At 51.3% G+C, this 13,546-nt stretch carries 9 protein-coding genes; 4 read left to right on the top strand and 5 right to left on the bottom strand.

The annotated features are described in order from the left end of the window. The first annotated feature begins 236 nt into the window (after window positions 1-236). Entirely contained in the window at window positions 237-2,231 is a 1,995-nt protein-coding gene (gene tkt, locus ACMYSK_RS00495) for a transketolase (RefSeq protein WP_434639380.1), read from the top strand. On the opposite strand, the gene ACMYSK_RS00490 is transcribed toward tkt, so the two are convergent. From ACMYSK_RS00490 to ACMYSK_RS00475, 4 genes are all read right to left on the bottom strand, one after another. Next, entirely contained in the window at window positions 2,200-3,267 is a 1,068-nt protein-coding gene (locus ACMYSK_RS00490) for a DUF1176 domain-containing protein (RefSeq protein WP_434639378.1), read from the bottom strand. The two genes, tkt and ACMYSK_RS00490, sit on opposite strands and share 32 nt — an antisense overlap. A 66-nt stretch (window positions 3,268-3,333) precedes the next feature. Continuing rightward, window positions 3,334-3,930, bottom strand: a complete 597-nt coding sequence (nudK, locus tag ACMYSK_RS00485; RefSeq protein WP_434639376.1) for a GDP-mannose pyrophosphatase NudK — start codon at window positions 3,928-3,930, stop codon at window positions 3,334-3,336. Window positions 3,931-3,987: 57 nt separating this feature from the next. Next, a complete protein-coding gene (gene aegA, locus ACMYSK_RS00480) occupies window positions 3,988-5,970 on the bottom strand; it encodes a formate-dependent uric acid utilization protein AegA (RefSeq protein WP_434639374.1) in 1,983 nt (660 codons plus the stop codon). Window positions 5,971-6,345: 375 nt separating this feature from the next. Further along, window positions 6,346-7,995 carry a Na+/H+ antiporter gene (locus ACMYSK_RS00475; RefSeq protein ID WP_434639373.1) on the bottom strand — a complete coding sequence of 550 codons (1,650 nt, stop codon included), beginning with the start codon at window positions 7,993-7,995 and terminating at the stop codon, window positions 6,346-6,348. A gap of 703 nt (window positions 7,996-8,698) precedes the next feature. Between ACMYSK_RS00475 and ACMYSK_RS00470 the strand changes: the two genes are divergently transcribed. From ACMYSK_RS00470 to ACMYSK_RS00460, 3 genes are read left to right on the top strand one after another with little or no spacing between them, the layout of a single operon-like run. Continuing rightward, a complete protein-coding gene (locus ACMYSK_RS00470) occupies window positions 8,699-9,760 on the top strand; it encodes a TRAP transporter substrate-binding protein (protein ID WP_434639371.1) in 1,062 nt (353 codons plus the stop codon). 44 nt (window positions 9,761-9,804) lie between these two features. Then, the gene (locus ACMYSK_RS00465; protein WP_434639370.1) at window positions 9,805-10,338 is read left to right on the top strand and encodes a TRAP transporter small permease subunit; all 534 of its coding nucleotides are present in this window, start codon (window positions 9,805-9,807) and stop codon (window positions 10,336-10,338) included. Further along, on the top strand, window positions 10,338-11,819 hold the full coding sequence (locus tag ACMYSK_RS00460; protein WP_434639369.1) for a TRAP transporter large permease: 1,482 nt from the start codon (window positions 10,338-10,340) through the stop codon (window positions 11,817-11,819). Before ACMYSK_RS00465 ends, ACMYSK_RS00460 begins: the two co-directional genes overlap by 1 nt. A 327-nt stretch (window positions 11,820-12,146) precedes the next feature. Here ACMYSK_RS00460 and ACMYSK_RS00455 read toward each other — a convergent pair whose 3' ends face one another. Beyond that, entirely contained in the window at window positions 12,147-12,827 is a 681-nt protein-coding gene (locus ACMYSK_RS00455; RefSeq protein ID WP_434639367.1) for a GntR family transcriptional regulator, read from the bottom strand. Window positions 12,828-13,546 lie beyond the last annotated feature (719 nt).

The following is a 13,546-nucleotide window of genomic DNA, read 5'->3' as shown; positions in this document are numbered from 1 at the left end:
CGGTGCCCACCCTAAGGTGGGGCATAGTATCTCGCCTGACGGCTTTTCAAACTTTGAACGCCGCCAAACTCTGACCATCGCAACGGTATATTTGTTATCGATTTATAACATTTATGTAACCTGATTTCGAAAGCAATGATAGTCCCGTCTGCTATGCTTTTTAGTTATCGACCCTATTAACGCCACCACTAACAATCAACAAAAACTCATGCAACATCTTGTTTCAGGAGTCCATTATGTCCCGAAGAGAACTTGCCAACGCCATTCGCGCCCTGAGTATGGACGCCGTCCAAAAAGCCAACTCCGGCCACCCCGGTGCCCCGATGGGGATGGCGGATATCGCCGAAGTGCTGTGGAATGATTTCCTCAAGCACAACCCCATCAACCCACACTGGTACAATCGCGACCGCTTTGTGCTCTCCAACGGCCACGCCTCAATGCTGCTGTACAGTCTCCTGCATCTGACCGGCTACGACCTGCCGCTCTCCGAGCTGAAAAACTTTCGCCAGCTGCACTCGAAAACGCCCGGCCACCCGGAGCACGGCTATACCCCCGGCGTTGAAACCACGACCGGCCCCCTCGGCCAGGGTCTGGCTAATGCCGTCGGCATGGCGATTGCTGAGCGCACGCTGGCGGCGCAGTTCAACCGTCCCGGTCACGATATCGTCGATCACTACACCTGGGTGTTTATGGGCGATGGCTGCCTGATGGAGGGGATTTCCCACGAAGCCAGCTCGCTGGCGGGGACTTTAGGACTCGGTAAACTGATCGGTTTCTACGACCATAATGGCATCTCTATCGATGGTAAAACCGAGGGTTGGTTTACCGACGATACTGCCGCGCGTTTTCGGGCCTATCACTGGCACGTCATTGGCGATATTGACGGCCATGACCCGCAGGCGGTGAAGCAGGCTATTCTCGAGGCTCAGAGCGTCACCGATAAACCGTCGCTGATTCTCTGCCGTACCGTGATCGGTTTTGGTTCACCGAATAAAGCCGGTTCGGAAGAGTCGCACGGCGCGGCGCTGGGGGAGAAAGAGGTAGCATTAACCCGCGAGAAGCTGGGCTGGAAATATCCGCCGTTTGAGATTCCGAAAGAGATTTATCAGCACTGGGATGCTCGTCCTCGTGGCGAACAGGCGGAGCAGACGTGGAATCAACAGTTCGCCGCTTATCAGCAACAGTATCCTGAACTGGCGGCGGAGCTGAAACGCCGAATGGACGGCGCGCTGCCGGAGAACTGGAGCGAAATGGCTCGGGACTACATCGCGCAGCTGCAGGCCGAGCCGGCAAAAATTGCCAGCCGCAAAGCATCGCAAAATGCCCTCAATGCCTATGGCCCGATTCTGCCGGAGCTGCTGGGCGGTTCGGCGGACCTGGCGCCGAGTAACCTCACCATCTGGTCCGGTTCAAAATCTATCAAAGAGGATGCTGCGGGTAACTATGTTCATTACGGCGTGCGCGAATTCGGCATGACGGCGATCGGCAATGGGATCGCCCTGCACGGCGGCTTTATTCCTTATACGTCCACCTTTCTGATGTTTGTCGAATATGCCCGTAACGCAGCGCGAATGGCGGCGCTGATGAAGGCCAGACAAATTATGGTCTATACCCATGACTCGATTGGGCTGGGAGAAGATGGCCCGACTCATCAGGCGGTGGAACAGCTGGCCAGCCTGCGACTGACGCCGAACTTCAGCACCTGGCGCCCCTGCGATCAGGTCGAAACGGCGGTCGCCTGGCAGGCGGCAATTGAACGACAAACCGGCCCTACTGCGCTGATTCTGTCGCGGCAAAATCTGGCGCAAATGGCGCGGACGCCACAGCAGGTGCAGGATATCGCCCGCGGCGGGTACGTCCTGAAAGATGCGGGGGGCAAACCGGATCTGATCCTCATTGCCACCGGGTCGGAAGTTGAGATTACCGTGCTGGCGGCGGAAAAACTGCTCGCCAAAGGTATTAACGTCCGGGTCGTCTCTCTGCCCTCAACCGATGTTTTCGATGCGCAGGACAAGGAATACCGCGAGTCCGTTCTCCCGGGTAATGTCAGCGCCAGAATTGCGGTCGAGGCCGGCATCGCCGACTACTGGTATAAATATGTTGGGCTAAAAGGCGGTATCGTCGGGATGAGAAGCTACGGTGAATCGGCGCCGGCGGATAAGCTCTTCCCGTTCTTCGGCTTTACCGTCGAGCATATCGTCAGTCTCGCGGATGAAATATGTAACGGGTAACCCATAGCGTGGGCCAGGCATCTGGCCCCTGCCAGTTATCGCACTGCGGCTGCTGCGCATAGCGTACGAGACTAAACCGCTGGCCGTCATAGCGCCAGCGGGTCTGAACCCCGCAATCACCGGGGCCGCGACCTTTATCGAGAGTAACCAGCTCGTGACGTTGCTCGTCGATACTGGCGTTAATCAGTTCAATCTCACGCGGTGCATTGCCCGGTGGCTGAAAGGGCAGCGTCAGGCGGACCTGGCGGGCCATGCGCGGCGACTGGCGCGATACCAGCCAGGCCAGCCAGATGGTGTTGTACGCCCCCGCTTCACAGCTGACCATCAGCAACACTTTCTCATCCGTCAACGCGGTCACCCGAATCTCACGCCGGAAAGGGTCCAGTGAACACGCACTATTATTCATCCGCTCGTTGCCGTAATCCATCAGGTCATTGAGCTCATCACGGCTGAGCGGCGATTGCGAGAGGTCGACTTTGCCAACCGCCCGCAGCGCCGGGGCCGGAGGGACGCTGAGCGGCGGCTCTTCACCTTTCCCCACCCAGGCGGTTTCACTGCCAACGCGTTTTTGATGACTATCGATAAACAACAAAGCAGCTTTAAGCCCCTGCAGAGAAAGCGTTTGCAGCCCGTTCACCAGGGTTATCGCCTGCCCTTCCTGCACCTGCTGCAGAAAAGCATCGATCGTCACGCTATCCCCGGTTTTGAGCAGCTTATCCGCCACCTGCCAGTGTTGATCGGTCAACGCCAGCGGTTTACCGTCAAGCAGAAGTCGAGGGGCGATCGACGCCAATGCGGCAACCGGGTTACCGATCCCACCCAGCTCAATGCGCAGGCTGGCATCCGTAACGGCACCGGCGCTGCGGCTGAGGGTCATGACCAGTCCATGATGCAGGCCAACATTACGGGTGACGCAGAAATTTTGGTTATTACAGGTGACCAGCCAATCGCCAAAAAGCTGTTGTGCCGGCGCCGCCCACACCCATGACGTCGGTAGCACACCGAAAAGCAGAATAAAAAGAACCCGATAAAGCATGCGCGGCACAACCCCAGAGAATAACGCTCAAAACAGCAGCCATCTTCACCAGCGGAGACGCGTTACTCAATCAGATTTATCAGATATCCCCGCCATCAGCCCCGATGTTTGCAGATATTGCAGCAGGATCACCGCTTTGCCATCGCGAATCTCGCCGCTGGCAACCATCTGTAATGCCTGGCTGAAAGGCAGTTCCAGCACGTCAATGTCTTCATCTTCAACGCCGCCGCCACGGTTTTTCCGCTGGGCATCGCTGTATTCAGCGATAAAGAAGTGGACAATTTCGGTCACGCCGCCGGGAGACATGTACAGCTCGAACAGCTTACGCGCATCGCCCACTTCGTAGCCGGTCTCTTCGATGGCCTCTTTGCGGATACAGGCTTCCGGCTCATCGTTATCCAACAACCCGGCGCAGGTCTCGATCAGCATCCCGTCATCATTACCGTTGACCCAGGTCGCAACGCGAAACTGACGGACCAGCACGACGGTTTGCTTGCGGCGGTTATACAGCAGCACTGTGGCGCCGTTGCCACGATAGTAAACCTCGCGCTTATGACGGACCACGCTGCCGTCGCTGCGCGTCAGCTCGTAGGTCATATTGCGTAAAATGAAGTAGTTTTCGGAGAGAAGTTTATCTTTGATAACGTTGATGTTGAGTGACATACGGCCCCGCAGCGTGGAATGACGCAGTCATACTACGCTGCGGGGCCGGGTTTGTCGTTAGTGAAGCTGGACCGATTTTATGCCGAGATAATCCATGATTCCCTGCGCCGCATGGCGCCCTTCGGCCATCGCCGTCACCACCAGGTCGGCACCGCGTACGGCATCTCCGCCGGCAAAAATTTTGTCGTGCGTGGTCTGATAACGATAGCGACTCTGCACATTAGCCTTAATCCGCCCCCGGCTATCGAGTTGTACGCCGACGGACTCCAGCCACGGCATTCCGTGGGGATGAAAACCAAAGGCCATAATCACCGCATCGGCAGGCATGACGAACTCGCTACCGGGTACAGGCGATGGGCTACGCCGTCCCTGTGCATCCGGTTCACCCAGCGTCGTACGCAGAAAACGTACGCCGCAGACCCGGCCGTCGCAGTCCAGCTCCAGCGTCACCGGCTGAACGTTAAACTCAAACATCGCCCCCTCTTCACGGGCGTTTTTCACCTCTTTTTTCGACCCTGGCATATTGGCCTCATCGCGACGATAGGCACATGTCACCTGTTTCGCCCCGTGACGCAGCGCGGTACGCACGCAGTCCATCGCCGTGTCGCCGCCCCCCAGTACCACGACGTTCAGTCCGTGGGTATCGACATAAGGCTCATCGGGCAGTTCGCTTAGTCCCATCACCTGCTTAGTATTGGCAATCAGGAACGGAAGCGCGTCATAGACGCCTGGCGCGTCCTCATTTGGCAGTCCCGCTTTCATTGAACGGTAGGTTCCGGCGCCGATAAATACCGCATCGTACTCGTCAAGCAAGGTGGTTAACGCCACGTCCTTGCCCACTTCGCACTCCAGCTCAAAGCGAATCCCCATCTCCATGAAAATCTCCCGCCGCCGGGCAAGCAGTGATTTTTCAAGTTTGAAGGCGGGGATACCAAAGGTCAGCAAACCGCCAATTTCCGGATGGCGGTCAAAGACTACCGGCTGCACACCGTGGCGAATCAGCCGGTCAGCACAGGCCAGGCCCGCCGGCCCGGCACCAATAATGGCCACTTTTTTGCCACTGTCGACCACCCGGGAGAGATCCGGTCGCCAGCCCTGCGCCAGCGCCTGGTCGGAGATATAGCGTTCAATATTGCCGATGGTCACCGCCCCTTGCTCATCGCGAAGCGTACAGGCCCCTTCACACAGACGATCTTGCGGACAGACGCGGCCGGTAATCTCCGGCAGACAGTTGGTCTGGTGCGAAAGCGCGGCGGCGGCGGCGATATCTCCCACCTGGACCCGTTCAATCCACTGGGGAATATGGTTGTGCAGCGGACAGGTCCATTCGCAGATACTGTGTTCGCCGCACTGCAGGCAGCGCTGCGCGGACTCCTGCGCCTGCCCGGCGTTAAACGGCAGGACTATCTCGGAAAAATCCATTTTACGGGTCGCCGCCGGCCGCTTAGCCGCCTCGCAGCGCGGCGGAGTTGCCGCCATCTGGCGGGCTTTTGCGCCCGCATCCAGCGACGCCATGTCGCCAGGATGCGCATGCCACGGTCGGGCATCCAGCCGCGCCGTCCGCAGGCGCCGCTGCTTTGCCATCCCAAATAGGGTATCTTCCGTCGCCAGCTGCAACGCCTGCGCCGGGCAGTGTTGCACGCAGGAAGGCCCGGCTTCGCGACCGCTGCATAAATCACATTTATGCGCTGTCGCTTTCACTTTCCCCGCCGCTGCCGGCAGCAGAACAATGTCCATCACCCCAAACGGACAGGCCACCATGCAGGACTTACAGCCAATACACTTTTCCTCATTGACCTGTACGCTGTCGTTTATCTGGCTGATGGCATCATTCGGACAGCTGCGGGCGCAGGGGGCACTTTCACAATGCCGACATGTTATTGCGTTACGTTTTTGCTCGTGCTTAATCACGGTAATACGCGGTAAAAACTGCTGCGGGGTCAGAACGTGCTGTTCGTCGTTATGTGCCATCACGCAGGCCACTTCACAGGCTTTGCAGCCGATGCATTTGCGACTATCGCTGATAATAAAGTGGTTCATGGTTTCCTTCGGTCGTTGGTGAATAACCCCTCGATTCGCATGACTATTTATTACCCGACAAAACGGGGCAGGAACAATGTTCATTTGCCCAGAATATTATTTTTCTTGCGATAACCCGTTTTGGATCAAATTCTTTGACTTAGAGTCTGTCTCAGTAGTCGTACATTGTTGCAGCCAGTTTGGACACGGACAGCGCGGAAAAACCGGAGCGTACACGTAGTACGTGAGGATGTTGAGCACTGCCCAGGGCCAAAATGGCAAATAAAATAGCCTAATGGATAGGCTCTTAAATGAAATTGCGTGCCGAACCCGATGTTCTGTCAGGCACAGAACACCTTGCCGGCAAACCCGCGGGTATTGCGAGGGGAATTACGATTATTTTTCGGCAAGAAGCGTCTCAAGCAAATCCAGTTCACGAACTATTTTTGCAAGCGTGTCATCATCCACCTCCTGCCTGGCCCGTAACTGATAGATTGCCGCTCGTTTTGCACTCAGAGCGGCAAGATTAAAAGTCCGCTCAAGTCTTTCACATTGCAGCAGCAACTGACTGTCTTCTGAGGTGGTATCGTCTTCATGGCGTCGCAAATACCCGATAACCCTGGAACCAATTTCCAGAATCAGCTCATTATCGAGATTTATAGTGCTGTCATGCAGCAGGCGCTGTTGGGTTTTTTGCACACTCAGGATCGCCATTTTGGCCATAAAAAAGTGCGCGGCCCCCTCTTCGTTTTGCTGTCTTTCGCTAAACAGCGTGACATTTTTCCCTAGCAACAGAGGAAGTATCACAATACCGCACACCAACGAAAACAGGATGATCCCGGTAGCAAGAAAGACCAGTTGATAACGAGCGGGAAACGCGTCGCCACCGGACACAAACAGTGGTATCGATAGAACTCCGGCGAGCGTTATGGCCCCACGAACGCCGGAAAATGTCGCCAGCAGGAGATCGCGCGTTCTATAGCTGGCAAATGACATCGGGTGCCTGCGATCGACTTTACGGCTGTATAGCCGCATCAACCACAGCCAGCAAAGTCGAACCGCCATTAATGCCAGATAGATCCATACAATATCCAGAACCAGATGCCAGGTTTGAATCGTTGGGTCACTTTGCGCACGCATAAGCGATTCAGAAATAATCCCTGGCAATTGTAAGCCGAGTATAAGAAACACCATGCCATTAAAAACATACTCCAGCATGGACCACGTACTCCTGGCCTTTATCCTGAGCCGAAGAGGAGCAAGATGAACTACGCCCGAGTGACCCGTCGTCAGCCCTGCTGCTACGGCGGCCAGAATGCCGGACACCCCCAGGTGTTCGGCGATCAGATACACGATGAAAGGAAGCAACAGCATCAGAACTATCAGAATCGCTGGCTCTTCCGTGGCGTATCGGCTAATGATGAGTAACATCTTTCCGCAGAGCCACGCCAGTGCCACGCCCACGGCAATGCCGCCCAGGGCCACCACGAAAAAGGCGATTGTTGCGCCGTGGATACTAAACTCCATCGTGCCCATGGCTATAGCAACAGCAAACTTCAGCGCTACCAGACCTGAAGCATCATTCATGAGCGCTTCTCCTTCCAGGACGTTCTGAATGTTTTCAGGAATTTTGCCCTTGCCGACAATACCCAGTAATGCGACAGCATCGGTGGGAGACAGTACCGCTGCCAGCGCAAAGGCGGCAATCAGCGGCATATCAGGAAGAAGAAGGTGAACAGCATAACCCACGCAAAAAATGGTGATCAGCACCAGCAGAAGAGCGAGAGAGATAATCTCCCGGCTATTTTTCATCAGCTCTCTGGGCTGCATTTTGGAGCTTTCGGCGAACAGCAATGGCGGAATAAACAGCAATAAAAACAGTTCGGGATTGAACTCAATGTACAGACCAAACAGAGGATGTGCCAGCACCGCTCCCGCCGCAATTTGAATTAATGGAAGAGGAATATTCAGCGGGATAACCCTCGTAATAACGCTGGAGACCGAAACAACCAGGACAAGGATTAGAATAGTGAAGAATATTTCCATAACACGAGTTCCATAACAGGCAGGAGCAGCGAGAATAATTCACCGCGGCAGTTAATATCAGCCCCCATAATTGGAAAGGCTAATCGTACAACATCCAAAAAACAAAACAACTAACAGACCCAACCATATTTAATATCAATAATACAGTCATTTAAATAATCATTATCAATAATCCGCATTCATGGTGAATGTCTATAGCACCAACAAATCATGAAATGAATACTTATCTAAAAATGCAATACAATCACCTTAAAAAACGTTTAGATTCATATTCTTACACCACTACAATCAGCACTCTTTTCATGCAAAATGTGTAATAACACCCAATCACCTTCACCATTATGAAATTTATTCCAGTATAGCCCCACCCCCTAAGATGAAAACATGATCCATACCCACAAAAACAAACAAACATTCTTGTATGGAAGATGTGTTTATGGTTATTTTTATAAAATAAAGAAACCGGATAACTTCACAGTGAGATTTATTAATACCGAAGTATCTGCAACCTGTCACGGACGAAATATTATCACCCTGAATACTCGTTGCACGCCTCGAAGATGCCCCTCTCTGGAGCGGACAAAACTGCTGAAAAAAAAGCAACATGATGCCTTGTTGTTACGGCTGAGGAGACACTGCAGCAGGGTTCCTTCAGGCCAGGAAAATCGACTACTTCCGTCGCGAAAACCATAAGGAAAAAACAATGACAATACGTAAAACAAGCACTCTGGCGCTTTCGCTGTTTGCACTGTTAATAAGCACTGGCGCTAAGGCAGACGATAAAGAGAAAACGGTGCGCATGAAAATGCAAAGCGGCTACGCCTCTTCACTCGCTATTCTCGGGCCGGTAACACAAAATTTGCCGAAGGATGTTGCTGAATTCTCCGATAAAAGTGTGCGTATCCAGTATTTTGAACCTAAAGGCCTGGTGCCCAATGAAGGTATTTTTGATGCGATCTCTACCGGTTCTATCGATATGGGTTACGCGGGACTGTCATTTTTTGCTCAGAAAAACCCTGCTTTGGCATTTTTCGATGCAGTTCCATTTGGTGCCGATGCCAATGGTTTAATTTCATGGCTGAACAAAGGTGGAGGCAACCAGCTGCGCGATGAGCTTCTGGCCAAGTATAATATTAAAGGGATGACCTGTGGCTTTAATGCACCGGAAGCTGGTGGCTGGTTTAATAAAGAAATCAATAGCGAGGCCGATCTCAAAGGATTGAAAATGCGTATCGCTGGCCTGGGAGGCAGAACCTATGAAAAACTGGGGGTCTCCACACAAAATATGGCCGGTGGTGATATTTATGCATCGCTTGAACGCGGAGTAATAGATGCAGCTGAATATTCTATGCCTGCACTGGATCAGAATATGGGGCTTTATGAGATTGCCAAATATTACTATTTCCCAGGCTGGCACCAGACCTCCTCGATACAAACCCTGCTAATTAATAAGGACAAATGGGATGTCCTGAGCCCACGACAACAGCAGTCTGTCCAGTCCGCTTGCGATAAGGCCGTGCTGGACAGCATTGCCGTTGGTGAAGCTATTCAGGGAGACGCGCTGGATTTCATTAAATCGAAAGGTGTACAGATCAAAATCTTCCCACAAACGATTCTTGATCAACTGAATGTCGCCTGGCATCAGGTCAGTGATGAATTCAGTGCCAGTAACCCTGACTTTAAAAAAGTCGCGAATTCCTATAATCAATTCCAGAAATCCTATAACCAGTGGAAAGATCTCTCTTCCGGGAAATTACCTGAATAATCGTTGGCAGCAGGCCGTGGCCTGCTGCCATTTGGAGGTGCTTTATGACGAGTAAGCTCTTAAACATAGCCGACGGTATTGATAAAATAATGCTAAAAATCGGGAAGCTATGCGCCTGGTTTTTAATTCCGCTCACGCTGGTCACTTTGTACGATGTGATATCCCGCCGTTTTGGTGGGGTTGGATCGACAGGACTACAGGAAGCGGAATGGCATTTGCATACCCTGCTGTTTATTTTTCTTTTTGCCGGGGTAATGGTGAAAGATATGAACGTGCGGGTGGACGTTTTCAGAGAAAATTTCAGCGAAAAAAACCGGCTGAAAGTGGATCTCTGCGGTTCGCTGTTTCTGGCTTTACCTTACCTGCTTTCCGTTATTTATTTTGGCTTTCACTTTGCCATGATGTCTTTTGAACAAGGTGAAGGGTCAATCTCGAGCCATGGCATCGCTAACCGTTGGTTAATTAAAGCGACTATCCCCGTAGGGGTAACGTTGCTACTACTGGCTATGTTAAGTCGGATAGTCAAAATTATTGCACAGTTAAAAGCAATATCCTCTCACCGCACGGAGGCGCAGTGATGATGACCACAGCAATAATGGGGAAGAAATCCCCCATACGTAAAGCCCTGGGATTAGCTCTGGTTGCACTGATCCTACTGGCGATCGGAGTTTGGGGAATTCAGTCCGAACTAGATGCCAGTTTTTTTATTCCCATTTCGATGTTTATCGCGCTTTCACTGCTGATTTTCTCCGGCTATCCTGTGGCCTATGTGTTAGGAGGAACAGGCATGCTGTTTGGTTTTATAGCCAGTCAGTATGATTTATTCTCCATGATTGAGTTCTTTAATATTCTGCCACGCGCCTGGCAGCAACTGGCGGAGAACCTTACGCTGGTCGCCGGCCCAATGTTTATTTTTATGGGGATTCTGCTGGAACGTAGCGGCATTGCCGTTGACCTGTTGGATGCAATACGTATTATCACCAGGCGCGTACCCGGTGGCATGGCGCTTGGCGTAGTACTGATAGGCGGTATTCTCGGAGCAATGACCGGCGTAGTATCGGCTACAGTGATTATGATGACCACTCTGGCTCTCCCCAGCATGCAACGCGCGGGCTATTCAAATGCACTCTCCTGCGGCACGATTGCGGCAGCGGGAACCATCGGTATTATTATTCCACCGTCGGTGATGCTGGTCTTCATGGGAGACGTGCTGCAGGTATCGATCGGCCGTCTGTTTATGGCGACCATCGGACCGGCGATGTTAAACCTGCTGCTTTATATTGTGCTGGTTATCACCCTGGGGTTCTTCTTTCCAAAGATGGCGCCAAAAGCGGTGGATGTTCCGGATCACAGCCCTCATGAAATGCTGCTCATCATTGTTAAAGGGATCCTGGCGCCCGTATTTCTGATTTTGATGGTTCTGGGATCGATCTTTGCGGGCTGGGCAACACCAACAGAGGCAGCGGCCGTCGGAGCGCTTGGCGCTTTCTTGCTGACGGTACTGAAACGCCGCTTTACTCTGAGTATGTTGAACGATGTGGTGCAGAGCACCGCCTTCGTTTCCGCAATGATTTTCTTTATCGTCTTCGGCGCGACGGTTTTTTCCTATGTTTTCCGTTCTATTGGCGGTGAGCATTTACTGATTGATGCTATTGAGTCGGCGGGCTTTACAGCCTATACGCTGCTGCTGGTACTGGTTGTGGTGACTTTCTTTGTCGGATTTTTCTTTGACTGGATAGAGATTTCACTTATTTTTCTGCCCATCTTTGGCCCCATTATTGCCACAATGACCTTCAACTATGATTTTGTCGGGCGCGGGGATGTATTGGTCTGGTTTGGGGTCATCGTCGGACTCGTGCTGCAAACGTCGTTTTTAACCCCTCCTTTTGGCTATACATTGCTGTACATGCGCGGGGCGATTACCGATAAATCGATTAAGATGACGCAGATTTATACTGGTGTGATCCCCTTTGTTATCTTGCAGCTGTTAGTCGTCATTCTGGTCATTGCTTATCCGAAAATTGCCTTATGGTTGCCAGTTTATATCTTCGGAGGTTAACGCATTCATTTAGCAAACTATCATTAATGCTGTTCATTTAACCATGAGCACAATGTATATACTGGCAGTAACGGAGTGTATGGTCTGTTGCTGCCTTATTTGCGCTGATGTGCAATCATCATATTCAGCAGAGGAAATGCATACGATAAGCTCCAGACTACAATTTACCAGCAATAACGAGGAGTCCTTTCAATCGCCATCACCGTGATAACCCAGGGTCGGTAAATTAACTTCCGCTTGTTGAGACGGGGGTCATTAAAAATATCCACAATATAAATCCTGCCTACTCATAATGCGTATAAAAGTCCACACCCAGGCCCACTATTCTTACTCAAACCACTCGTTGTTAAGCTGCGAAATGGGGAGGATAGAATAGGTCATTTCCTGTAGGTGTTCATGAATTGCTTTTTCTGCGGCATCCGGATCACCCGCTTTTAATTCATTAAAAATACAGTAGTGCTGCTGAATGAGCATCTCAGGGGGAGAGACAATCATCAGGCTGAGAAAGCGAACCCGGTCCATCGCGGCTTTGATTGATTCAATGGTTTCCCAGGCTCGAGGGTAAGACGCAATGTGAGTCAGATATTGATGAAACGTATCATCAAGACGCAAAAACTCACGATACTGGCGCTGTTCAGCCGCCAGCGTCTGCAAAGATAGATTGCTCTCAAGCACGGATAACTGCTCGCACGTGACGTTTTCCGTTGCCCGGCGAACAATCGCACACTCTAGCGCCTGACGAATAAAGCGTGATTCCGCAACCTGCCGTTCAGATATTTTTTTCACCACGGTGCCGCGCTGTGGTAATACCTGCACCAACCCGGCCTCAGCAAGCTTAATAAAGGCTTCCCTTACCGGCTGCCGGGAGACATCAAACCGTATTGCCATTTCTTTTTCAGACAACAGCTTTCCCGGTTGTATATGACATTCTACGATGTCTTTCCTCAGCACACGATAAATTTGCTTATTCACAGGCTCAATATTATTGAGCGGCTCAGATTTATTCATAGTTTACTTCACCATAAAAATGATATTTTTTAAATCATCGCCTCAAAAAATCATTAACGACAATATCTTCTCATTTAATTTAACAACCATAACCACCAGACCTGAATATAATACAGACACCATAGTACATTATAAGTTTGAGCAGTACGTGAGAAACATGACCGATAACTAAATACTCAAAATCATTAAATATAAAACATGATATATTCCTGTGAAAACTTCAAATTACAGGTTCGATGACTGAGGAGGTTGACGAAAGACCACCTGGCCGGGTGAATTATGCGCCCGTTTATTGTCTGTGTTTTTGATTATCCATGGCACCGAACATCAGGGTCCATCGAACACAGCCGAAATATGCCATGCATTGTATTTTTGCGTAAATACGCATGGTGTAAGTAAAAAATCGAAGATAATCAACCAACCAGCAGCAAGCACAAAAATTGCGCCCTGCCCACGCCAGGGCGCACCCCTGCAGAAAATTTGATGAAATAATGTTTTATTTCACAAAACTGTCATGAAAAATGAGCGCAACGTGAGGGAAAAATACAGGAAAAAATCAGAAAGGCTAAAATGGTATGGGCAAAGACATCTTTACGATGGCGCAAAAGGCACACGATAAATTACACTATCTCCTTAATTTCTCCACGTTTGTCCGTGGCGTTACCTATAGAGTGTTACAGTCGGTACGATAACAAAAATGTACACAATGAGGTCTCAAT

This window comes from Klebsiella sp. I138 (assembly GCF_051131765.1).
GTDB lineage: Bacteria > Pseudomonadota > Gammaproteobacteria > Enterobacterales > Enterobacteriaceae > Klebsiella.
Note: the sequence above shows the minus strand (reverse complement) of the source record. Positions and strands in the feature narration are given on the sequence as shown.

Excerpts from the sequence above, each read along its gene's own strand:
- tkt (WP_434639380.1), top strand. The coding sequence starts at position 237 with ATGTCCCGAAGAGAACTTGCCAACGCCATTCGCGCCCTGAGTATGGAC.
- ACMYSK_RS00490 (WP_434639378.1), bottom strand. The coding sequence starts at position 3,267 with ATGCTTTATCGGGTTCTTTTTATTCTGCTTTTCGGTGTGCTACCGACG.
- nudK (WP_434639376.1), bottom strand. The coding sequence starts at position 3,930 with ATGTCACTCAACATCAACGTTATCAAAGATAAACTTCTCTCCGAAAAC.
- aegA (WP_434639374.1), bottom strand. The coding sequence starts at position 5,970 with ATGAACCACTTTATTATCAGCGATAGTCGCAAATGCATCGGCTGCAAA.
- ACMYSK_RS00475 (WP_434639373.1), bottom strand. The coding sequence starts at position 7,995 with ATGGAAATATTCTTCACTATTCTAATCCTTGTCCTGGTTGTTTCGGTC.
- ACMYSK_RS00470 (WP_434639371.1), top strand. The coding sequence starts at position 8,699 with ATGACAATACGTAAAACAAGCACTCTGGCGCTTTCGCTGTTTGCACTG.
- ACMYSK_RS00465 (WP_434639370.1), top strand. The coding sequence starts at position 9,805 with ATGACGAGTAAGCTCTTAAACATAGCCGACGGTATTGATAAAATAATG.
- ACMYSK_RS00460 (WP_434639369.1), top strand. The coding sequence starts at position 10,338 with ATGATGACCACAGCAATAATGGGGAAGAAATCCCCCATACGTAAAGCC.
- ACMYSK_RS00455 (WP_434639367.1), bottom strand. The coding sequence starts at position 12,827 with ATGAATAAATCTGAGCCGCTCAATAATATTGAGCCTGTGAATAAGCAA.